We start from the raw sequence: 23,496 nt of genomic DNA, 5'->3' as shown, positions 1-23,496 counted from the left end.
GTTGTACTTGGGTAATCGCGTACACAAACTCGCGACTGCATCGTAAGCATGGTCCGGTCGGGCTCGCTTGATCGGTGCAGATTGTTACATGGGGATGGGAAGCAATGAACAAGCTGGCATGGCTCCTGGCTGCAGTAATTTCTTGTTAAACCAAGGCTGCCGGTAGAAAAAAAGTGCTTGTTACTAAATATATTCAAGCTGCAGGGGGATATGTGAGGGAACAGGTGCCTATTTCTGATGAAAAGTTACCGGCAGATCTAAAAAATCAACAACCGCGCCTAAAATTTGGACAAATTCCGATTTCGTTTTCATGGTACAAAGGAAAGAGGGAAAGGAAATATTTTCAATTTCGGAAAGGAGATGGATCTGAGCGGGACAATGGTACGAAATCAATTGAAAGCGGATACATAAAAAGATGGCTTGTAACGAACAGGGAGGCGAAATATGTTGTTTCGTAATGTAAAGTCAAGATGGTGCGGTATCGTTTGTTTTTTATTATTGGCGCAGTGGTTTGCCGTTGCGCCGCCCGGTTCTGCGGCGGTAGTGACGACTCCGATTTCGGTAGCTAATGCGGCGGCCGATGCGGCGATCGACAGCTCGAATGCCGACAAAAATTTAAATGCAGCCACCGGTTCTTCCACCGGCCTGTACAGCGTATCGTCCAGCGGCTCCAAGGAAATGGATGTGCTGTACAAGTTCAGTGTAGATCCGGATCTGGTCAGTGCCCCGGACTATGCCCAATATCAGTTCGTCTTGTCCTTGGCGGCAAAAATGAATTCCAGCGGGACGAACACGCCGCTAAGCGTCTGTGCCGCAGGCACGACGGCCGGCTCCTCAGCGGATTGGAGCGAGAGCACCCTAACATGGAACCTAGCGGCAGCGAACAATTTGTCGTTGACGGGCTCGGGGGTAAGCTGTCTGAACGACGACAATGCAACCTCGCCTTCGTTTACGGTAACGACGCCGAATGCAAGCTCGCCGGCCAAATATCAAATCGATGTGACCGATTATGTAAAAAGATTTTTGGCGGCAGGCAGCAATGTCATCACCTTTGTGGTCGGAGACAAAAGTAAGAAAAGCATCAGCGTAAACCTGTACTCCAAGGAATCCGCGGCCGCCAACATGCCCCAACTCATTGTCCAGACCGCGGTGACCGATAATAGCGCGCCTTTCTGGGATGCGGGAGATCAGCTTAAGGCAGCAAATCTTGGCAGCGATTTCATTCTTTTGGCTTGGCCGGCTGCCCGGGATGCGGATACCTATGTGAAGTCGTATAACGTTTATAACAATGGCAGTCTGATCGCTTCGGTGCCTGCGGCCGCCAGTCCGGGCAATGATTCGTCGGGGACGAGCCTGCCTCCGTTCAATAATTACAAGCTGACCGGGTTAACTTCCGGCGAGACTTACCAGCTCAAGGTTGAAGCGGTTGATGCAGGCGGGAATAAGACAGACAGCGGCAGCTTGTCTTTATCCAAAACGACCCTGCTGTCTCCGCCGGACGCTTATCCGCTTGAGCCCGATAGCGTCACCGCCAGCGGGGATGACGGCAATGTAGCGGCCAATACGGCGGATGACAATTTATACACACGGTGGTCTTCCTCCAACGATCCCTGGATCCAGTACGATCTGGGCTCGGTTTTGAACATCGGTTATGTAGGCGTAGCCTTTTATAACGGAGATGGAAGGGCGACCAGCCTGGATATTGACCTCTCCGCGGACGGTACGGCATGGGACCGGGTATTTTCAGGATACAGCGTAACGATGCTGGATATGCAGCCTTTCCGCTTTACTCCGCAAGCAGCGCGCTATGTGCGCATTACAGGTCATGGCAATACGACGAACGCCTTTACAAGCTTTACCGAGGTAAAAGTGTATCCTCCTTACCCGACAGGAGATACGCCTGTAGCTATTGTTCCTAATATTCCTCCGGGACGTCCGCCGGGAGCGGTCGATTTTACAAAGCCCGGACTTACGAACGCCGATGGAACGGTGCATGCCGTTCATACGCCGCATGCGGTGACAGGCCGTACCATAGATGTGACGGCTGCACCCTACAATGCCGATTCTGCAGGGCAGACGGATGCGGCGGCAGCGATTCGCGCAGCTTTGCAGGCGGCTCAGCCGGGGGACGAGGTGTATCTGCCTAACGGCACCTACCTCTTGGATTCCACGCTTGACGGCTTGACCAACCTTACGTTGAAGTCCAATGTGAACCTTCGAGGACAAAGCCAGGACGGCACCGTGCTGAAGACCACGCTGGATGGCGTGAAGAACAGCGCCGTATTGAAAGTGCCGAACCAGAATCATATTCAAATTTCCGATCTGACGATTACCTCGGTCTGGGATGACGGCGGCGGCACAAGATACCCGACGTCCACGACGGTAAACAATCCATATGCGGGAGGTCCAGAGAACGGAATTACAGTTCAGAGCGGCGGGAATAATTCAACCTCTTACAATGTAACCATCGACCACGTGACGGTAGAGAAATATTACCGCATGGGAGTAAGAATTGACGGCAGCCATGATATCGTTGTGCGCAACAGCACATTCCGCAACACGACGGACATGGGGCCGAGCGGAGCCGGTTACGGCGTAGTAATCCAGGGGATCGCGAAGCAAAATATGCTCGGCTATGAGAACGATCCGCGTTGGAATTTGATCGAGAACAACTACTTCGGCAGCCCGAATGCAGGCGAGGTTCGCGTGCGCCATGGGGCGTTAATTCAAAATTATGCGCATAACAACGTCGTGCGCGGCAATACGTTTAACAACACCGCGCTGGATTCCATCGATCTGCACGGGGAGTTCGAGTATTTGAACGAAGTGTATGACAATGAGATTTCCAATGTGCAGGGCGGCGGCCTCGGCCTTGGCAATACGGGCGGAACGGCACCGAGCAATCACGGCCCGACGGGGCCGGGAAATTATATTCACGACAACACGCTTATCAACACGCGCGACGGAATTAACATAACGATGGGAACGCCGGGCGATACGGTTACTGTTCCCGAGCCGGCGACGGTCGTGGAACGCAATACGATTAAGAATACGACATTCACGAATGCCACGGGAATCAAGATTTTAAATGCCATTGGCGTCCTTATGAAAGACAATATCATCGAGAATAACAGCGGAACGGGCTTCTGGGGCATCTATCTGGGCCATGATAACGGAGATACGAAGGTCGATGATCCGTCCAACCCATGGGGCAAATATATGGCTGGAGACCCGAGCGCTATAGAAATTAGCGGGAATACGGTCGCCGGAAATACGGGCGGCATCAATATTCAAGCGGGCAGCGGTATTCAGGTGCTGAACAACAATGTGAACCATAACGGCAATAATTATTTGAAAGCAGATCAGCTTCAAATCCAGGAGGTATGGCCTGCTGCCGTTCTCTCCAATCTGGCTGTAAGCGAAGGAGCGATCAGCTTCGATCCTGATGTAACGTCTTACTCCGTGAACGTAGCGCATGCGGTGACAAGCATAGATATAACGTCTGCTGCATCCGACGCAGCGATTGAAGTGAATGGAACCGCTACGGTAAGCGGCTCCGTCTATACGTTGAGCCCGTTAGCCGTTGGGGAAAATACGGTGACGATTCAGGTGATTCCCGTGACCTCGGCGGTCTATGCGGCGCCTTCTACGTATACCCTTCTCGTCAACCGTGCCGCGGGAGTGCAATCGAACAATGCGGATTTGAGTGGCCTGACGGTCAGCGCAGGCACGTTAACTCCAGCATTTAACGCTGGGATTACAAGCTACTCGGTCAGCGTGCCTAGCGCGGTGAGCAGTATCGACGTCACGCCGACAGCGGCAGATCCCGCTGCTTCGCTGAAAATTAACGGGACGGCCAGCGTAAGCGGAGCCGTGTACGGACAAAGCTTGAACGTGGGGAACAACGCGATAACCATTGAGGTAACGGCAGAGAGCGGCATCAAGAAGGCGTATCAAATCGGAGTGATCCGCAGCGGATCGCGCTCCCATGGAAGCGGCAATAATTCAAGCGCCGGCGGTAGCGGTTCCTCTGCGTCTGCGCTTTCTGAGCCAATCGAAGCAGGGAGCGCCTCAACGAGTCAGGCTGGCGTGTCCCTTAAGACGACGATAGCGAACGTGGACGGACAATCGGTCGCCCAAGCTGAGGCAGACGGGCAGACCCTCACCGACGCGCTGCAAAATAACGATAGCGGCCGGATCAAGCTGGTTGTGGAGCCGGGGCAGGGAACGACCGCTGAAGCGGCTGTCGTTACGCTCACCAACAGCGCTTTGCAAAAGTTGGCTTCCGCCTCCGGCCTTCATACGATCAGCGTAGATACGCCGTTTGGCAGCTATGAGCTGCCTGTGCAGCAGCTCCAACTGCAAGAGCTTGCCTCTGCACTTGGAGTACCGGCGGAGCAAGTTAGCGTAGAAGTATTCATTTCAAAGGATAAGGCTGCAGCCGAGCAGGCCGAGGCGTCCGGCCGGCAGGTGCTGGGCGCCGCCGAATTCACTTTAAAGGTGAATTCGGCAGATGGGAAAAGCGTGGAGCTGGTCTCCTTTACCCAATATGTGCCTCGAATTGTAAAAGCTGAAGCGGGAGCGGGCACGGGCACGCCGAACGGCTTGCATATGGCTGCCGTCCGCGTAGAAACCGACAGTCAAGGCAACGCTGTATACCAGCCCGTTCCGTTCAAGGCGGCGGGAAATGAAGTTACGATCTACAGCCGTACGAACAGCACGTATTTGCTGCTCGCAAACAGCGTTTCCTTCCGCGACGCGCTGCATCATTGGGCCCAAGCGGATATCGAGTCGATGGGGAATAGAATGATTGTCCAAGGCGTATCCCAGGATGAATTCCGTCCGGATCAAGCGGTCACCCGCGCAGAATTTGCCGCCTTGCTTGCCAGGGCGCTGGGGCTGAAGGCAGACGTTGCATCCATGCATTCGTTTACCGATGTGCATACCGGGGATTGGTTTGAGGGCCAGGTATACGCTGCGGCGGAAGCCGGGATCGTCGGCGGATATGACGACCAGTCGTTCCGTCCGGATCAGCTGATTTCCCGCCAGGAAATGGCGGTCATGATTTACCGCGCCATGCAGTTTGCCGGCTTTTATGACAGCGGCACCAGCCAAAAGACAGCCTTTGCCGACGAGCAGAAAATGGAGGCTTGGGCGAAGGAATCCATCCTGGGCATGGCCGGCATGCAAATCGTCGATGGTGTGGGATCGGACTTATTCGATCCGACAGCAACGGCTACGCGAGCTCAGAGCGCGGTGATTTTAAACCGGATGCTCGCCAAGCTTCAATTTACGAAATAAAATGGGGAACGAAAACGGCGGTGGAGCCGTAATCCCCATCGAATTTTAAGTTAAGTTTGACCCGCTGCAAAGTCTGCCGGAGCTTTCATGGCTCCGGCGGGCTTTTTTCGTGAGAGGATAGGCTCAGCCGATGCCGATGGTAATCTCCTCCACGCGGAGGATTTTACAAGCAGCGTCACGAATTAGATAAATAAGAGTACGTGTGGAGTTTGTTTTGGAAGGAAGGTTATATCCTATGAAATTTATACATACGGCCGATTGGCACCTCGGAAAGCTGGTGCAGGGCGTATACATGACGGATGGACCAGCGGCATGTGCTGCAGCAGCTGGTGGAGACGGTCGAAAGCGAGCGTCCGGATGCCGTTGTGATCGCAGGGGATTTATATGATCGGGCGGTGCCGCCGACGGAAGCGGTCGAGCTGCTGGATGAGCTGTTCGAACGGATCGTCATTGATCTGAACACGCCGCTCTTGGCAATTTCAGGAAACCACGATAGTCCGGACCGGCTGGATTTTGCTACCAGAATTATGGAAGCGCGCGGGCTGCACCTGGTAGGGCAGCTAAGGGCGGAGCCGAAGCCTGTCGTGCTGAAGGATGCTTTCGGCGAGGTGCATTTTCATCTGATTCCGTATGCCGATCCGGCACAGGTCCGCTATACGTTCGGCGACGACGCCATCCGTTCCCATGATGATGCAATGAAAGCCATTATTTCCCGGCTGGAGCCGGCTATGGATTCGTCGGCAAGGCATGTGTTCGTCGGTCATGCTTTCGTCACGCCAATGGGCGAGCCCAAGGAAAACACCAGCGACTCGGAGCGGCCGCTCGCTATCGGCGGTGCCGAGTATGTGCGGGCAGATCATTTCAAGCCGTTTCATTATACGGCGCTGGGCCACCTTCATCAGGCGCACTTCGTGATGCAGGAAACGATCCGCTATGCGGGGTCACCGTTGAAATATTCGGTCTCCGAGGAAAGCCATAACAAAGGCTTTTTCATCGTCGAGATGGACGGGACAGGCGCGGTGCAGGTTGAGAAACGCCCGCTGAAGCCGCGCAGAGATATGCGCAGGATTGCTGCGGCGATGGAAGAGATAGAACGCCATGAGATCAGTGAGGATTACGTGTTTGTGACGCTGCTGGACGACAACCCGGTGCTGTTCCCGATGGAAAAGGTGCGAGCCGTGTATCCGAACGCGCTGCATGTGGAGCGGCGTCCGGCACGCTTTGCCGAAGGCGAGGGGACTGCGGAGGCCGCGGGAGGAACCGGCCGCAGGGAAGCGGATCCGGTATCGCTGTTCGAAGCTTTTTATAAGGAAGTCAAGGGAGCGCCGCTCAGCGAGGAGAAAAAGAAGCTGTTCGCCGAAACGTACGCGGAGCTGCTGCGCGAGGAAGGAGGTGCCGTATGAGGCCTATTCATTTGCGCATGACGGCATTCGGACCTTACAGGGATATGGAAGAGGTCAATTTCAGCCTGCTGGAGGAGCCGGAGGCTGTTCGTTATTTCGGGAAATACCGGAGCCGGCAAGACTTCGATCTTCGACGCGATTTGTTTTGCTCTGTACGGGTTTGCCAGCGGAGAAGACCGTGCCGAGCCGCGGATGCTGCGGAGCCATTTTGCCGAGGAGGACATACATACGTCGGTCGAGTTTTCGTTTGCCGTAGGCAAGCGCACCTATCGCATCCTGCGCCAGATGGCCCACCGCAAAGGCTCCAACAAGAGCGAAACGGGAGGAAAGATCGAGCTGTACGAGACGACCTCCGGGCAGGACGTGCCGTGTGTGGACCGTTTTATGGTGTCGGATGTTAACAGCCGGGTGGAAGCGATTATCGGACTGACCAAGGAACAGTTCAGCCAAATCGTCATGCTGCCTCAGGGCGAATTCCGCAAGCTGCTGACGTCGGATACGGAAAATAAGGAGGAAATATTGCGCCGCATTTTCCGGACCGATCTATACTATAAGCTGGAGGAGCGCTTCCAGCAGAAGAACCGGGAAGGAAAGGACGCGCTGAAGGATGCTCTGCTGCTGCAGGACGTCTACCTGAAACAGGTGCAGGAAACGATTCCAGCCAGGGAAGACAGCTTGCTGTCGACTACGCTTTCGCAGGAGCATTTCAGCGCCGCTCAGGTGCTGGAGGGGCTGGCGGTGGAGCTGATTCACTACGGGCAGCTGTCGGCGGATGCTTCGGCGGATAAAGCGGCGCTTGCGCAGCGGCTCGAGCAGGAGGAGCAGGCGCTGCGGGAGGCCGCCGCGCTGAGCGGCCGCTTCGCCGAGCTGGCCGACAAGCGCAGCCGGCAGGCCGAGCTCGAGGCGCAGAAGCCGGCTGTGGCCGAGCTCGAACGGCGGCTGGCGCTGGCGGAGCGCGCAGCGCGGCTGGAGCCGTACGAGGAGCAGGCGGCGCGCAGCGCCCGTGACGCCGAAGCGAAGCGCGCGCAGCACGAGACGAAGCTGCGCGGAGTGGAAGCGGCCGGGCGTGCGGTCGCGCAGGCCGAGGAGCGGTATCGCGCCGAGGAAGCGCGCGAGACCGAGCGCCGCGAGGCGGAGCGCGAGCTGGAGCGGCTCGCGGAGCTGGCGCCGGCCGTGCAGACGCTCGAGGCAAGACGCCTCGAGGTGAAGCGGCTGCTCGCCGACGAGCAGGGCGCAGCCTCCAGGCTGGAAGCGCTGGAGGCGAAGCTGGCCGAAGCGCGGCAGGCGAAGCAGCGCGGCGCCGAGCGGATCAAGGCGATCGAGGCCGAGACGGCCGCCCTGCCGGAGAAGCTGATGCTCCGCGACCGGCTTCGCGGCAAGTACAAGCTGCTCAAGGAGCTGGCGGCGATTGAGCAGCAGCTCGCCGAAGTGCAGCGCTTTGCGGCGGAGCGGGAGCGGCTTGCGCTGGAGGCAAGCCGGGAGCATGACCGGCTGGAAGCGCTGTGGATCGGAGGCCAGGCAAGCTTGCTGGCCGCGCATCTGCACGACGGGAAGCCATGCCCGGTCTGCGGCAGCGAGGCGCATCCGAGCAAGGCTGCGGCGGATGGGGACGTGCCTTCCCGCGAGGCGCTGCAGCAGGCGAAGGATGCGCTTCGCCGCGTGCAGGACGAGCTGAGCACGGCCAAAGCCCAGGCGGCCGCTGCGCGCGCCGGCTGGGATGGAAGCGCGGACGGTATCGCCGAGTACGGCATCGTGCCGGAGGATTTGCACGGGCAGCTGGCCGCGGCGGAGCGCGAAGGCAAGCAGGCGGCTGCGGACATCGCGAAGCTGACGGAGCAGGGAAATGCGCTGCGTCAGCTGAAGGAAGACATGGAGCAGCTGGACGGCAGCCTGGACCGGCTGCTGTCGGAGAAGGAGCAGCTTCTGCGCCGGCTGCAGCAGCTGGCAGTGGACCGCAGCGCGAAGCAGTCGCTGCTGGAGCAGGAGTTTGAGCGCATCCCCGAAGCGCTGCGGCAGCCGAACGTGCTGGAGCAGCGGCTGAAGGAGCAGCAGGCTCTGGTCCAGCGGCTGAATGCAGCCTGGAAGGGAGCGCAGGAGCAGCGGCAGCGGCTGCAGACGCGGTGGGCCGAGGAGAAGGCCAGCGCTGCCGAGCTCGGCAAGCAGCTGGCGGAGTCCGCCGCTGCGGCGCAGGAAGCCGGGGAACGTTTCCGGCTGGAGCTGGAGAAGGCCGGCTTCTCCTCTTCGGAGGATTACGGAACAAGCAAGCTTGCCGAGCCGGAGCGGATCCGCTTGCGGGAGCGGATCGATGCGTTCAATACCTCATACGCAGCGCTTGCGCAGCAGCTGCTCGCGCTGGAGGCGGAGCTGTCCGGCAAGGAGCCGCCCGGTCTGGATGAGCTCCAGGCCCGCATGGACCGGCTCAAGCAGGAGCTGGAGCAGGCTGCTTCACGCCTCCAAGCCGCGGAAAGCCTGCGGAAGGAAGCGTACCGGCTGCAGACGGCTATAGCGTCGGCGCAGCAGCAGGTCCGGGAGCTGGAGGGCCGTTTGGAGCAGGTGATGGACATTTACCAGATGCTTAAAGGAGATAATGCATCCAAAATTTCCTTCGAGCGGTATATTCTGATAGAGTTTTTGGAGCAGATCCTGCAGGCAGCCAATGCCCGGCTGCGTGAATTGTCTAACGGACAATTCATGCTTCAGCGGAGTGACCGGCTGGAATCGCGGGGCAAACAGAGCGGTTTGGGGCTGGACGTCTATGATGCCTATACAGGGCAGAACCGGGACGTCAAGTCGCTTTCCGGCGGTGAGAAGTTCAATGCGTCGCTCTGCCTCGCCCTCGGAATGACGGATGTCATTCAAGCGCACCAAGGCGGCGTCTCGATCGAAATGATGTTCATCGACGAAGGCTTCGGCTCGCTGGATGAGGATTCATTGAACAAAGCGATCGTTACTTTAATCGATTTGCAGCGTGCCGGACGGATGATCGGCGTCATTTCCCACGTGCAGGAGCTGAAACAGGCATTCCCTGCCGCGCTGGAGGTCGATAAGACCAAGGAGGGCTACAGCCGAACCCGGATTGTATTGAAATAAATTCGGCGCGCGAGTATCCGGGCATCGCTTGCAAAGAGGCGGTGCATGCTGTCTCAGCGGAATATGGCCAGATGGCCGTATGTTCGTATTGCTGCATACGGTATGGACATACGCTCGTATTATCGTATTGCTGCAGACCGAATTTTCACAGACTCGGAGTTCCTATTTGCACTAGACTGTATGGACATACGCTCGTATTACCGTATTGCTGCAGACCGAATGTTCATAGACTCGGAGTTCCCTATTTGCAACGGACGGTACGGATATATATTTGTATTACCGGATTGCAGTAGACCATTTGTTCATAAGATTGTATGCTATTAACGTATTGTTGTATTGCTGTAGTATTGTATGATCGTATTATTGCATCACCGTATTGCCGTATTTCGGAGTAATGAAGATTCCACACACATCGGGAGGTTGGACTTATGACGAACATCGCATTTATCGGACTGGGTACTATGGGCAAACCTATGGCATTAAATCTTCATAAAGCAGGCTATTCTTTGGTGGTTTATAACCGGAACCCTGAGAGAGCCCGCGAGTTCGAGGGGCTGGCTTCCGTTCAGCTCGCTTCCTCGCCGGCCGAAGCCGCGCGCAAAGCGGACATCGTGTTCACGATGCTGACGGATGATACGGCAGTGGAAAGCGTCTATTTGGGCGAAGAGGGCATCCTTTCGGTATGCCGGGAGACATCCGGTCCAAGACCGCGCATTGTCGTCGACTGCAGCACGATCTATCCGGTAACGAGCCAGAGCTTGGCGAAGCAATTGGCGTCTCTTGGCGTAGATATGCTGGATGCGCCGGTAACCGGCAGCGAGCCGCAGGCGATCGAGGGCGTGCTCACGTTCATTGTCGGCGGGAAGCGCGAAGCCTATGAGGCCTGCGTTCCGCTGTTTGACGCGATGGGCAAAAAAGCGGTATACATGGGCGAAAGCGGCGCCGGAGCCAATGCGAAGCTGGCTAACAATATGCTGGTTGCGGCAAACCTGGCCTCTTTGGCGGAAAGTCTGATGATGGTGCAGAGGTCCGGAGGCGACCCGGAGCTGTTCCTTGAGGTGCTGGCCGGAGGCGGCGGGCGCAGCGGGATGGCCGAAATGAAGGGACCGAAAATTTTGGGACGCGATTTCTCCGCTCAATTCATGACGCAGCTGATGTTCAAGGATTTGAAGCTGGCGGGCCGTCTTGCCGAGTCGCTTCAGGTTCCGGTGCCGATGCAGGCATCGGTGCAGCAGATTTTCCAAATCGCCTGCAACAGCGGCTGGGGCGCAGAGGATATGAGTGCGATTGCCAAATGCTATGAAGCATGGACCAGCACGAAGATCGGCAAGGAATAATCCTTTTAGTTATTTAGTGGAAAAATATCGGACAACCTGCGCGGCGTTTCGGCTGTGCAGGTTTTTTTATTGTTAAAAAAGGGGCGACCCGGCTTTGTACAAGGAAAATGAAAAGCAAAAAAGCAGCTTCGGCCGGCTATATTTCCTTCTGCCTGGCATGCTTTTCGGCTGTATAAAATTTGCTTGGGCTAAATCGATAAAATAAATTTATATACCATATATAAAATGATAAATTTACAATATAGAAAAGATGCGCTATGCTAAGCTTATAAAGCACAACGGCTTCCAATTTGATTGAGGAGTGTGGAGTATGGCAAAGGTAACGGGTTTGGAAGGGATCATTGCAGCAGAAACGGATATCGGTCTCGTGGACGGCGAGAACGGTTTGTTGGTGTATCGGGGACATTGGGCCAAGGATCTGGCCGTTTCCCGCAGCTTCGAAGAAGTATGTCGCCTGCTCTGGTACGGCAGCTTGCCTCAAGCGGAGGAGCTTGCTTCGCTTCAACAGCGGCTGGCCGGGGAGAGAGAGCTGCCGGAGCAGCTGCGCCGGCTGATCGATGTGCTGCCTTTGCAGCTGCCGTTAATGTCCGTGCTGCAGACGGTTACGGCTGCCATCGGCTATGAGTGGCCGCCGACGCCGGAGCAGGCGATTTCATTGACGGCGAAGCTGCCGACGATCATCGCCTACCGCTACCGCCAGCAGCAGGGGCTTAATTTCGTGCAGCCGGATCCTGAGTTGGGCCATGCGGCCAATTATTTATACATGCTGAGCGGGAAGCGTCCGGAAGAAGCGCACAGCCTGGCGCTGAATGCCTACCTGGTGCTTGGCATGGAACACGGCATGAACGCTTCAACGTTTGCGGGCCGCGTCGTGCTGTCGACGCAGTCGGATATGGCTTCGGCCGTTTCAGGGGCCATCGGAGCGATGAAAGGGCCGCTGCACGGCGGGGCTCCGTCGGAAGTGACGGCGATGCTTGAGGAGATCGGCACGAAAGCGAATGCGGAGACTTGGCTTAGGGCGAAGCTGGAAAACGGCGAGCGCTTGATGGGCTTCGGCCACCGCGTATACAAAACCCGCGACCCGAGAGCGGAAGCGCTGCGGCTGGTCACCTCAGGATTGACCGGGCAGGATCCTTGGTTCGATCTGGCCATCCATGTTGAGGAGACGGCCATTCGACTGCTGGAGGAATATAAGCCAGGCCGCCGTTTGTATACAAACGTGGAGTTTTTCGCCGCATCGATTATGCGCGCGATCCGGCTGCCGTCCGAGCTGTTTACGCCGACTTTTACCGCGGCGCGCGTGGTCGGATCGGACCTCGCATTTGCTGGAGCAGGCGAGCATCAACCGGATTTTCCGTCCACAGTCCTTGTACACGGGCCCACAGCCTGAAATGCAGTATAAATAAGGATTGCAGCCAATTCCATTCGAGTGGGGTTGGCTTTTTTTTCACGGAGGACGACGCCGCAATATAAAAAAACACAAGGCAGCGTAAGTTATGCTATTGCTGCGCAGGGACAGAGCGTGTACGATGGGGTGGATATTTATGGATGCTCATAATCCTTTCAAAGCGAAAGAGAGGGACGGGAAGATGCAGAATCGGGAACAATTTATGGAACAGATCATGGGATTGGATGTGCTGGATACGCACACGCATTTAATCGGGGACCGGCTGGCGGCCGGCAGCTTTTGGGATATCGCCCATTATTTCTGGCTCCATCGCGAAATGCAGGCTGCCGGATATCCGGCGGATGCGGATCAACTGCCGGAGGCGGAGCGGATTGAGGCGTTCCTGTCATCCTACCGGGCTACCCGCAATACGCTGATGAATTGGGTAGTGACCCAAATTTTCCGCCAGCTTTATCAAATCGAGCTGACGGATGCGGATTCGGTCCGCGCAGCGGATGCCGCGGTGAGGGCTTCTGCCGAACAGAGCGGGTGGGCGCAGCAGGTGGCCGACAAGCTGCACATCCGCAGATTCGTCGTGAATGTAGTCGAGCATGCCGATTTTCAGGGCATGGATCATAAAGCGGTCCTGATTCCCCGGATCGACGGAAGATTGCACGAATGGGTGCAAATGGTGCATGAGGCCGAATATCCGGAGCATGCGCTGGCAGCCGTCCGGGAGTCTATCGACCAGCTGCTGGTCAGCTATAAGGAGAGAGGATGCCCGGGCATGATGACAACGCTTCCGGGCTTCGGCACGCAGGCCAACGCCGTTTATTGCATTCGGAAAGAGTCGCCGAAGGATGAGATTCTGATGACGCTGCTGCATACGATTTGCAGTGCGGCGCAGCGCAGCGGGCTGTTCGTCCAGCTGTTCCTGGGCGTCGAGCGTTCTTGGTGCGGCACGGCTGTGCCTGTGAACGATCCGTATCGTATCGTAAAGCTGTCCGGCTTGTTCGATCAGTATAAGAACGTGTTCGAGCTTGTCGTCGCTTCGGAGATCAATAATTTGGATACCGTGCAGGCGGCGTGGAATTTTCCGAATGTGCAGTTAGGCGGACTCTGGTGGTTTAATTTCCGTGCCAGCACGTATCGCAGCAGCATGCAGTACCGCTTAGAGGCACTGCCCGCGGCGCAGTGCTCGCTCATCGCTTCCGATGCGAGATGCATCGAATGGAGCTACGGCAAAATACTGCTCGTCAAGCGTCTGCTCGCCGAATTTTTATACGAGCAGATCGAGAAGGGATGGCTCGATGAAACAGTGGCGCTGCAGGTTGCGGAGGAATGGCTGTACAAGAGCGCGGCCCGCAGATACGGAGTTGTTTGACTCGGCGGGAGGACTGCGGTTGGAAGGCTGTAAGTAAACATGAGGAGTCCCAAACGGCGCCCGCTTAGTGAAGATGCCGGCCGGTTTGGATAGCAAGAACGGTCTTTTCCCGAAAAAGGCCGTTCTTTTGCTATGTTCGCATAGTTGTATACTACAGCATTTGAATAATTAAAGCTTATCTGTTATCATATCAATTACAGTTATTGAAATAGTTACAGTTTTTACGGGAATAACAAACTTATTAATTAATCATATTGGAGGAATAGAAATGAACGCAAGCTATGCCAATCTTTTTGAATCCTACGCTTTTCGCAGCGGGGTAGCCGTGAACAACCGGGTCGTGATGGCTCCGATGACGAACTGGTCACTCGAATCCGGACGGATCGGTATCGGATGCGGAAATTCGCTATTATGAGCGCCGTTCGGGCAAAATAGGAATGGTTATTACCGCCGTGGCGTATATTTCTCCGCATGGTAAAGGCTTCGACGGACAAGTAAGCGCCGACCGCGATGAAATGATCCCGAGCCTGCGCCGGCTGGCAGAAGCTATCAAGAATAAAGGCTCCAAGGCCGTTTTACAAATTTTTCACGGCGGCAGAGAGTGTCCTCCGGAGCTGATTCCGAACGGAGAGGTCGTCGGTGTCAGCACGGTTCCAAGTCCGAACAAGTCTTCCGTTGTTCCGCGCGAGCTTTCGCATGATGAAATCGTATCGATCATTAAAGATTTCGGGGAAGCGGCCAGACGGGCGATTGAAGCCGGCTTTGACGGGGTAGAGATTCATGGAGCCAACGGCTATTTGATTCAGCAGTTTCTCTCACCGCATTCGAATACGCGCAGCGATCAATGGGGCGGCAGCACAGCGAAACGGATGAGCTTTCCTCTGGCCGTAGTCGATGAAGTGAAGCGGGTCGTGTCGGCCTATGCCAAGCAGCCGTTTCTGATCGGCTACCGCTTCTCCCCGGAGGAGGCGCACAACCCGGGCATTACTATGCCGGATACCCTGGAGCTGGTAGAGGCACTTTCGCGCAAAGAACTGGATTACCTCCATGTCTCGCTGATGGATTTCTGGTCTCTTCCAAGAAGCGGAGAACTGCAGAATAAACCGCGCATTGAGCTTATTCACGAGAGGGTTGCCGGCAGGGCGCCAGTGATTGGGGTTGGATCCATTCATACGGCGCAGGAGGCAAGCAAAGCTCTCGATACGGGGATTGAATTTATTGCTCTTGGCAGGGAACTCATTATGGAGCCGGACTGGGTGCAAAAAATTGAAGAAGGCCGCGAGAGCGACATTGCAGTTACCATAAGCCGGGACGCTCAGGAACGCCTTGTACTGACTGATCCGCTGTGGCATGCGGTTATCAATAGAGAGGGCTGGTTTCCCGTCGTATAACGGTTCGGCCCGTCCAGGTTTATGAAGCGAAGCCCGATTGACGGACCAAAATGGTTCCAGTCTTGCCGGTTAACGCAGGCTGAAATTGGGAAGCTTACTATCGGCTGACCAACGAATAACGAAAAAGATAATAACTATTTCAGGAGGTTCCGTTCCTTATGAATTCATTTACTTTCCAGAACCCGACCAAGCTGATATTCGGCAAAGGCCAATTGGAGCAATTGGCTGCTGAGGTGGAGAAGTACGGCAAAAACGTGTTGCTAGTCTATGGCGGGGGCAGCATCAAGCGCAACGGGCTGTATGACAAAGTTACGGGTATTTTGAGAAGCATCGGGGCTCAAATTACCGAATTAAGCGGCGTAGAGCCGAACCCGCGGCTGTCTACCGTACACAAAGGCGTGGAGCTGTGCCGCAGCGAACAAATCGATCTGATTCTCGCCGTAGGCGGCGGAAGCGTCATCGACTGCTCCAAAGCGATCGCCGTAGGCGCTAAATACGAAGGCGACGTATGGGAGATTATTACCCGTAAAGCGGCGGCGGCCGGAGCGCTGCCTTTGGGCACGGTGCTGACGATCGCCGCAACCGGCTCCGAGATGAATGCGGGCTCCGTTATTACCAATTGGGAGACGAAGGAAAAGCTGGGCTGGGGCAGTCCGTTTTCGTTCCCTAAATTCTCGATTCTCGATCCCGAGCACACGCTCTCTTTACCGGCCGACCAGACGGTATACGGCATGGTCGATATCATGTCCCATGTGCTGGAATCCTACTTCCATCACGTTCCGAACACACCGGTGCAGGACGGCTTCTGCGAAACGATTCTCAGAACGGTTATCGATACGGCACCGAAGCTTCTGAGCGATTTGCACAGTTTTGAGCATCGCTCAACCATCCTTTACTCCGGCACGATGGCATTAAACGGGGTGCTCAGCATGGGGATTCGCGGCGACTGGGCCACCCATAACCTGGAGCATGCGGTTTCCGCTGTTCACGATATTCCGCACGGCGGCGGCCTGGCCATCCTGTTCCCGAACTGGATGAAGTATAATCTGGATGCGGGCGTGGAACGGTTCAAGCAATTTGCCGTTAACGTATTCGGCGTGAGCACGGACAACAAATCCGACCGCCAGGTGGCGGAGGAAGGAATTGAGGCGCTTCGCTCGTTCTGGACCTCCATCGGCGCTCCGAGCCGCTTGAAGGATTATAACATCGACGATTCCACCATCGAAGAAATGGCCGATAAAGCGATGATTTACGGGGAGTACGGCTTCTTCAAAAAATTGAACCGTGCGGATACGGTCGCCATCTATCACATGTCTTTGTAAGTTTGACGGGGGAAGCCTGAGAGATCAGGCTTCTGAGCTTGACGAGAAACCCTGAATTTATGTGATACTCCGGTGGGGTATCCTCCTCCAGCCGCTGTTGAAACCCGTGAATTGGATTAAATTTAAAGGTATTTTCACGGATTTCAAAGGCGGACGTAAACTCTTCCGGAAGATACCCCACCTTCGTTGCTACTCATGGTTCATTTCGAGTGGCTTTCTCGACAGCCTGGGAAGCCTGAGAGATCAGGCTTCTCTTTTTTTAGCTGCGGGCCGGAAGATCGCGGGAGCAAAGGTGAGGGATGTTTAGCGAATAACCGCAAATGCTGCGGCCGAGGGCGCAGTTGTGGTAAAATAAGGTCAAAAAACAAAGGTTGTGTTCCCATGAAGGTATTGGTTCTTGGTGGTACCGGTGTGATCAGCAGAGCCATCGTGCAGCAAGCGCTTACAGAGCAGCATGAGGTAGCTGTATTCAATCGGGGCAGTAAAAATCATTTGTTTCCCTCCGATATCGAATGTATTGTTGGAGATAAGTCGAACCGGGAGCAGTTTCAGGCGTTAATGGCAGAACGGCGGTTCGACGCGGTTATCGACATGCTCTCGTTCGACGCTTCGGACGCCCAGTTTATGATCGAAACGTTTAAGTGACCGGCGCGGGGCAGCTGGTGGTCTGCTCGAGCACGGCGGCTTACAAGCGCCCGTTCCGGACAAGCCCCATCCAGGAGGATGCCGAGGAGCTGTACGACAGCCCGGATTTCCCTTACGCTTTCCACAAGGCGGATATGGAGCGGTATTTGGGCCGGGTCATCGAGAAGGGCGTCATGCCGGTTACGATCATCCGCCCGTCGCTTACTTTTGGGATTGGCTGCGCCAATCTCGGCGTGCTGCGCCAAAACTTCAACGTCGTTCACCGCATCCGCAGCGGCAAGCCGCTCGTGGTGTTCGGTGACGGTACGGTGCCTTGGAGCTTTTCCTTCGCTCCCGATGTAGCCAAGGCTTTCGTCGGAGCTGTCGGCAATGAGCGGATGTTCGGGCAAAGCTATCACGCGACAAGCGAAGAACTGCGCATATGGCAGGGCCTATACCTAGAGTTTGGCAAGCTGCTCGGCGTGGAGCCCCAATTGGTGCATTTCAGCTCGGATATGCTGAAGGAAGCCAATCCGGCCTTATTCGGACATTTATTTTATGAGAAGAGCTATGCCGGCTTGTTCGACAATGCCAAGCTGAAGCGGGATCTCCCCGGCTTCCAGGCGGAGATCAGCTTGTCCGCAGGACTGGCTATGCTGTTGGAATGGTATGAACGGGACGGGCATACCGTGGACGAGTCGAAGGATCTCCTCGAGGATCAGCTCGTATCCGCGCATCGCCAATTTGTCGGCCAATTGCAAAATATAAACTGGTAGCCTTAAGCTTCGCCGGCCTGCCACACCTCGCTTTGGGAGGTGCGGCAGGCCGGTTACCTTTTCTAAAGTAACTCAACTTTTTTTGCGTTATTTTGGAAAGCGGGCCTCCCGGTTATAATGGGAAGGGAACAAAAATAGTAAATTGGAGAACGCTTAACTTTTAAGGAGGAACTTGTGCATGCAGTATCGCCAGTTAGGATCGTCGGAGCTTAAAGTCAGCGAGGTCAGCTTCGGCACATGGGCCATCGGAGGCTCCTGGGGACAAGTGAACGATGAGGAATCGCTGCGCGCCTTATCCCGTGCGATGGAGGCCGGCGTCAACTTTTTTGATACGGCTGACGTTTACGGCAGCGGACACAGCGAGGAGCTGTTAGCCAAGGCAACCAAGGGCAAGGAAGATTTCATTCATATAGCGACGAAATTTTGCCGCGCCGGCGACATTCATGACGCCGCAACGTATTCGGAGGCATCGGTGCGCGCTTATTGCGAGCAAAGCTTGAAGAAGCTGAACCGGGAACGGATTGATCTGTACCAAATTCACTGCCCTCCTATCGAAATTTTGCGGGACGGCTCCGTATTCGGCGTGCTGGACAAGCTGAAGCAGGAAGGCAAAATCCGCGAGTACGGCGTCAGCGTCGAAACGGTGGAGGAAGGTCTGCTGTGCCTGGAGTATCCGGGCGTCCGCGCTCTCCAGGTGATATACAATATTTTCAGACAAAAGCCGGGCAACGAGCTGTTCCCTCAAGCACACGAAAAAGGCGTCGGTATCCTGGTGCGGCTTCCGCTAGCCAGCGGCCTGTTAACCGGCAAATTCTCCGAGCAGGCGGTATTCGAGCCGGGGGATCACCGGAATTTCAACCGGAACGGCGAGAGCTTCAACGTAGGGGAGACCTTCGCGGGACTTCCGTTCGAAAAAGGCGTTGCCTTGAGCCGCGAGCTGGCCTGGATCGGAGAAGGCCGCGGCAATATGACGCGCGCCGCGCTGCGCTGGCTTCTGGATAACCCTCATATCACCTGCGTGATCCCAGGCTTTAAGAACGTCGCGCAGGTTGAGGACAACCTCGGCGTACTCGAGACTCCGTCCTTTACACCAGAGGAGCAGGAGCGGCTGCGGGCCTTCTATGAGCAGGAAGTGCATGCGCATATTCGGGGCGCTTATTAATTAACGATACGATGATAAAAAACAGAGTGCTGTCGGCATTGGCTTGCCGGCAGTACTCTGTTTTTTTACCCATATAGGAAAGTTTAAGTTTACTCAAGGGAGCTCCGCTCCGCAGCCGGGCGGCGGCGTACCAGCAGGAGGTAGCATCCGACCGCTCCGAGCTCCGCCGCAGCTATCACAACGCCCATCGGCATGGCGGTTCCGCTGCCGCCGAGGCCTACCAGCGGAGCGACGACGCCGCCGAAGACGAAGGAAAGCACGCCGAGCAGCGCGGAGGCGCTGCCTGCCGCCTGCGCCTGATTCTGCATCGCCAGCGAAAAGCTGGTCGTGCTGACGATCCCGACGCTTGCGACGACGAAGAACAGGGGCGGGAGCACTCCCGCCAATCCGGCGCCGGCAGCGATCATGATCAGAAGCAGCAGTCCGCTGACGGCGGCGATCATAAGCCCGGCGGCGAGCAGCTTCGTTTCGCCGAAGCGGCCGGCAAGCCTGCCCGTCACTTGGCTGGCGATAATAATGCCGAGGCCGTTCATGGCGAAGATCAGGCTGAACATTTGCGGCGAAGCGCCGAAAATATTCTGAATGACGAACGGCGAGCCGGAAATATAGGCGAACATCGCAGCGATCACAAGGCCCTGGGATAGGGCATAGCCGACGAAGGTGCGGTCGCGGATCAGCCTGCCGAAGGTAGCGAGCGTATGACCAAGGCCCCCCTGCGAGCGGCGGTCAGGCGGCAGCGTTTCAGGTAATCCGAACAATACGGCAGCGAGCATAATGACGCCGATCACGCTGAGAACAACGAACACGCCGCGCCACGACGTCAGCTCCATCAGCTGTCCGCCGGCTATCGGCGCCAGAATAGGGGCAATGCCGTTGACCAGCATGAGCAGGGAGAAAAACTTCGTCAGCTCCGTGCCGGAATACATATCCCTTACGACTGCGCGGGAGATGACGATCCCGGCCGATCCGGCCAGTCCCTGGATGAACCGCAGCAGCACGAAGATCCAGATCGAGGGGCCGAGGGCGCAGAGTACCGATGCGGCTGCGTAGACCAGAAGCCCGATAAGCAGCGGCTTGCGTCGTCCCTTCACATCGCTGAGCGGTCCTGCGTAAAGCTGCCCCAGCGAAAGACCGAGCAGGCAGGCGGTCAGGCTGAGCTGCGCCAGAGAGGTGCTGGTGTTCAAGTCCTTCGTCAGCTCCGGCAGCGCCGGCAAATACATGTCGATGGATAAAGGGCCGAAGGCGGCCAGAGAACCGAGCACGACAGCCATCCAAGCTCTGCGCGACGGTGCGGCAGGCTGCTCGGCCGAGCCCAGGTTGTTAATTGAAAGTTTACTCATGCATCATTCAAGCCTTCCTTATGAATAATTAGCTCCGGGACGAGCTGATTGTCTCATTCACATCATGGACAAGCTGCTTGAGCGATACATTGGCCAATACTTGTTCCATAGCGGATTGAGCCTGCAATAGGAGAGCCGAACGCGAATTCGATGATGGCCCCGATTGGGCGTCCCGGGCTCGGATTGTCGCGAAAGCGGAACAGCTCCTGCTCGCCGGCAACCTCCACAGCCTAGTAAATATCGACTGGAGAAATATCTATGATATCTTCCCCTTCTTGTTGTATTCAGTGTAGTTATAACGAAAATGGATGTCAATATGTCCGGGGAAGGCCGATTATCTTAGTATACTCCAAACATTGATGAATTTTCTGTATGTAGTTTCATCCCGGGTTCCCCTACAATAATCAATTGAGCTGGAGTGAACAGGCTGCAGCGGGAAGGGGAAATGAGAAATGATCGGCACGAATAAGGATAAGGCAGCGGCGCTTTCGTCTCTCCGCAGGGTATTATGGTATCAGCAGCCGGCCGAGCGTTGGCAGGAAGCGCTCCCCATCGGGAACGGCAGGCTGGGCGGGATGATTTTCGGCACGGCTGCTCAAGAGAAAATACAGTTAAATGAAGATTCCGTCTGGTACGGCGGCCCGAAAAAGGCCAACAACCAGGATGCGCTGCAATATGTTCCGGAAATCCGCCGCCTTTTATTCGAAGGCAAGCAGCGGGAGGCGGAGCATTTGGCCCGGATGGGCTTGATGTCCGGTCCGAAATATTTGCATCCGTATCAGCCCTTGGGGGATTTGCTTTTTTATTTCATGCAGCATGAGCATCCTGCTGCCGATTACCGCCGGGAGCTGGATTTGGAGACAGCCGTGGCCTCCGTCCGCTATCGCATGGATGGCTTCCAATATGAGCGGGAATATTTCAGCACCGCCGTAGACGGCGTGATGGCGGTTCGTTTGACAACGGACAAGCCGGGCGGCTTGACCTTCGGGGTTCATTTTATGAGACGGCCCTTTGATGCGGGAACCCGCTGCCTGGGCACAGATACGATTATGCTGCACGGGGAGTGCGGTAAAGAAGGCGTCGAATTCCGTGCGGGATTAAGAGCGGCCGTAAGCGGAGGCAGCCTGAAGACGGTCGGAGACTTTCTATCCGTGGAGGGAGCCGACGCGGTGACGCTGCTGCTGGCTGCCAATACAACATTTCGCTGCGAGGATCCGGAAGCGGCCTGCCTCCGGCAGCTGGAGCTTGCGTTCAAGAAGGATTACGAGCAGCTGAAGCGGGACCATATCGCGGATTATTCCGGCAGGTTTAGCCGGGTGAAACTGCGGCTCGGCACATCCGGCGGAGCTGTAACCGCAACGATTGCCGGAACGTCCGCCGTACCGGTCGGAGCGCTGACGGAAGCCCTTGATGCTTCCGGAAGGTCCGGGGCGGCTGCGGCCGTTGAAGCTTTGGCAGACCCGGAACGGCTGCCGACGGATGAACGGCTCAAGCGAATGCAGGAAGGCGCCGAGGATACGGGGCTGGCCGTGCTGTATTTCGATTATGGACGCTACCTGCTGCTGTCCTGCTCCCGCCCGGGGAGCTTGGCTGCCAATTTGCAGGGCATATGGAATGACAGCTACACGCCTCCATGGGAGTCCAAGTATACCATTAATATCAACACACAGATGAATTACTGGCCTGCGGAGCTGTGCAATCTGGCGGAATGCCATGAGCCGCTGTTCGATCTGATCGAACGCATGCTGCCGAACGGCCGCGTTACAGCTCGCGAGGTCTACGGCTGCGGGGGTTTCGCAGCTCACCATAACACCAACCTGTGGGGAGACACGCATGTGGAGGGAATCCCGGTGTCCGCTTCCATCTGGCCGATGGGTGCGGCTTGGCTGTCTCTTCACCTGTGGGAGCATTACCGTTTTGGCCTGGACCGGACGTTTCTTAAGGAACGCGCCTATCCGGTGATGAAGGAAGCGGCGCAGTTTCTGCTGGAGTACATGGTCGAGGATGGGCAGGGGCGCTTATTGACCGGCCCTTCAATTTCTCCTGAAAATAAATTTATTTTGCCGGACGGCACGCCGGGCAATTTGTGCATGGGACCGGCAATGGATATGCAGATTGCGCATACCCTGTTTACGGCCTGCATCGAGGCTTCCCGGCAGCTGGAGCAGGAGGGGCCGTTTCGCCGGCAGCTTGAGCATGCTCTGGCACGCATCCCGCAGCCTTCCATCGGACGGCACGGTCAAATTATGGAGTGGCTTGAGGATTATGACGAATTTGATCCGGGCCATCGCCATATATCCCAGCTGTTTGCGCTGCATCCGGGCGAAATGATCCACGCCCGGCATACGCCGGAGCTGGCTCTGGCGGCCAAGCGGACGTTGGAGCGCCGTCTGTCCAACGGGGGAGGCCATACCGGCTGGAGCCGGGCCTGGATCATTAACTTCTGGGCCAGGCTGGGCGAAGGGGATACGGCCTACGAGCATGTGAAGCAGCTCTTAATGAAGTCAACCTACCCGAACCTGCTGGATGCGCATCCGCCTTTCCAGATCGACGGCAACTTCGGCGGTGCTGCCGGTATGGCTGAGATGCTTCTGCAATCTCATGGCGGGGAGCTCTCGCTGCTCCCGGCGCTGCCCGGAGCATGGGCGGACGGGCAGGTGAGCGGACTTCGCGCCCGCGGAGGCTTCGAGGCGGATCTCGAGTGGAGCGGCGGCCGGCTGACCCGGGCCGTCCTTAAGGCGGCGCATGACGGCATATGTAAAATTGCCGCAGGCCTGGAGCTGACCGTTACGAATGAGCGCACCGGCGCGTTCTGTCCGATACAGCGCCAGGGCGGTGTCCATATTTTTCACGCGGAGGCCGGACAGAATTATGTGCTTGTCCCGGCCTGATTCCGCCTTGGCTGCAGCATACGGCGGTTAGAAGCTTCATGCTGCTGCCGTTTCTTCTAAACTGCTAAAGTCTGTCAGGCCCTAAGGC

At 56.4% G+C, this 23,496-nt stretch carries 10 protein-coding genes and 3 pseudogenes; 12 read left to right on the top strand and 1 reads right to left on the bottom strand.

The genetic code is table 11. From position 1 onward, the window contains the following. The first annotated feature begins 444 nt into the window (after nucleotides 1-444). The 11 genes and pseudogenes from ACHHV8_RS26035 (at nucleotide 445) to ACHHV8_RS25980 (ending at nucleotide 19,177) form a co-directional block, all read left to right on the top strand. On the top strand, nucleotides 445-5,301 hold the full coding sequence (locus ACHHV8_RS26035) for an S-layer homology domain-containing protein (RefSeq protein WP_395162296.1): 4,857 nt from the start codon (nucleotides 445-447) through the stop codon (nucleotides 5,299-5,301). Nucleotides 5,302-5,536: 235 nt separating this feature from the next. Continuing rightward, nucleotides 5,537-6,704: pseudogene (locus ACHHV8_RS26030) on the top strand (exonuclease SbcCD subunit D). 42 nt (nucleotides 6,705-6,746) lie between these two features. Beyond that, on the top strand, nucleotides 6,747-9,794 hold the full coding sequence (locus ACHHV8_RS26025; RefSeq protein ID WP_395163631.1) for an AAA family ATPase: 3,048 nt from the start codon (nucleotides 6,747-6,749) through the stop codon (nucleotides 9,792-9,794). A gap of 428 nt (nucleotides 9,795-10,222) precedes the next feature. Next, nucleotides 10,223-11,131, top strand: a complete 909-nt coding sequence (locus ACHHV8_RS26020) for an NAD(P)-dependent oxidoreductase (protein WP_395162295.1) — start codon at nucleotides 10,223-10,225, stop codon at nucleotides 11,129-11,131. A 310-nt stretch (nucleotides 11,132-11,441) separates the two neighbouring features. Next, nucleotides 11,442-12,537, top strand: a pseudogene (locus tag ACHHV8_RS26015) (citrate/2-methylcitrate synthase). A gap of 183 nt (nucleotides 12,538-12,720) precedes the next feature. Continuing rightward, nucleotides 12,721-13,902, top strand: a complete 1,182-nt coding sequence (locus ACHHV8_RS26010) for a glucuronate isomerase (protein ID WP_395162294.1) — start codon at nucleotides 12,721-12,723, stop codon at nucleotides 13,900-13,902. Nucleotides 13,903-14,170: 268 nt separating this feature from the next. Then, a pseudogene (locus ACHHV8_RS26005) lies at nucleotides 14,171-15,293 on the top strand (NADH-dependent flavin oxidoreductase). Between the two features lie 158 nt (nucleotides 15,294-15,451). Next, complete coding sequence (locus tag ACHHV8_RS26000; protein WP_395162293.1) at nucleotides 15,452-16,615, top strand: iron-containing alcohol dehydrogenase; 1,164 nt, start codon at nucleotides 15,452-15,454, stop codon at nucleotides 16,613-16,615. Between the two features lie 381 nt (nucleotides 16,616-16,996). Continuing rightward, entirely contained in the window at nucleotides 16,997-17,260 is a 264-nt protein-coding gene (locus tag ACHHV8_RS25995) for an NAD-dependent epimerase/dehydratase family protein (RefSeq protein WP_395162292.1), read from the top strand. Further along, nucleotides 17,257-18,015, top strand: coding sequence for an NAD-dependent epimerase/dehydratase family protein (locus ACHHV8_RS36830; protein ID WP_483874888.1), 759 nt, complete (start codon nucleotides 17,257-17,259; stop codon nucleotides 18,013-18,015). Before ACHHV8_RS25995 ends, ACHHV8_RS36830 begins: the two co-directional genes overlap by 4 nt. Before the next feature lie 178 nt (nucleotides 18,016-18,193). Then, nucleotides 18,194-19,177 carry an aldo/keto reductase gene (locus ACHHV8_RS25980; protein WP_395162291.1) on the top strand — a complete coding sequence of 328 codons (984 nt, stop codon included), beginning with the start codon at nucleotides 18,194-18,196 and terminating at the stop codon, nucleotides 19,175-19,177. An 89-nt stretch (nucleotides 19,178-19,266) separates the two neighbouring features. On the opposite strand, the gene ACHHV8_RS25975 is transcribed toward ACHHV8_RS25980, so the two are convergent. Next, nucleotides 19,267-20,517: a multidrug effflux MFS transporter gene (locus ACHHV8_RS25975; RefSeq protein WP_395162290.1), complete on the bottom strand. Its 1,251-nt coding sequence runs from the start codon at nucleotides 20,515-20,517 to the stop codon at nucleotides 19,267-19,269. Nucleotides 20,518-20,969: 452 nt separating this feature from the next. On the opposite strand from ACHHV8_RS25975, the gene ACHHV8_RS25970 reads away from it, so the two are divergent. Further along, nucleotides 20,970-23,408: a glycoside hydrolase family 95 protein gene (locus ACHHV8_RS25970; protein ID WP_395162289.1), complete on the top strand. Its 2,439-nt coding sequence runs from the start codon at nucleotides 20,970-20,972 to the stop codon at nucleotides 23,406-23,408. Nucleotides 23,409-23,496: the final 88 nt, after the last annotated feature.

Source organism: Paenibacillus sp. TAB_01 (genome assembly GCF_043945595.1).
Lineage (GTDB): Bacteria > Bacillota > Bacilli > Paenibacillales > NBRC-103111 > Paenibacillus_S.
Note: the sequence above shows the minus strand (reverse complement) of the source record. Positions and strands in the feature narration are given on the sequence as shown.

Coding starts and splice junctions, on each gene's coding strand:
- ACHHV8_RS26035 (WP_395162296.1), top strand. CDS start 445: ATGTTGTTTCGTAATGTAAAGTCAAGATGGTGCGGTATCGTTTGTTTT.
- ACHHV8_RS26020 (WP_395162295.1), top strand. CDS start 10,223: ATGACGAACATCGCATTTATCGGACTGGGTACTATGGGCAAACCTATG.
- ACHHV8_RS26010 (WP_395162294.1), top strand. CDS start 12,721: ATGCAGAATCGGGAACAATTTATGGAACAGATCATGGGATTGGATGTG.
- ACHHV8_RS26000 (WP_395162293.1), top strand. CDS start 15,452: ATGAATTCATTTACTTTCCAGAACCCGACCAAGCTGATATTCGGCAAA.
- ACHHV8_RS25995 (WP_395162292.1), top strand. CDS start 16,997: ATGAAGGTATTGGTTCTTGGTGGTACCGGTGTGATCAGCAGAGCCATC.
- ACHHV8_RS25980 (WP_395162291.1), top strand. CDS start 18,194: ATGCAGTATCGCCAGTTAGGATCGTCGGAGCTTAAAGTCAGCGAGGTC.
- ACHHV8_RS25975 (WP_395162290.1), bottom strand. CDS start 20,517: ATGAGTAAACTTTCAATTAACAACCTGGGCTCGGCCGAGCAGCCTGCC.
- ACHHV8_RS25970 (WP_395162289.1), top strand. CDS start 20,970: ATGATCGGCACGAATAAGGATAAGGCAGCGGCGCTTTCGTCTCTCCGC.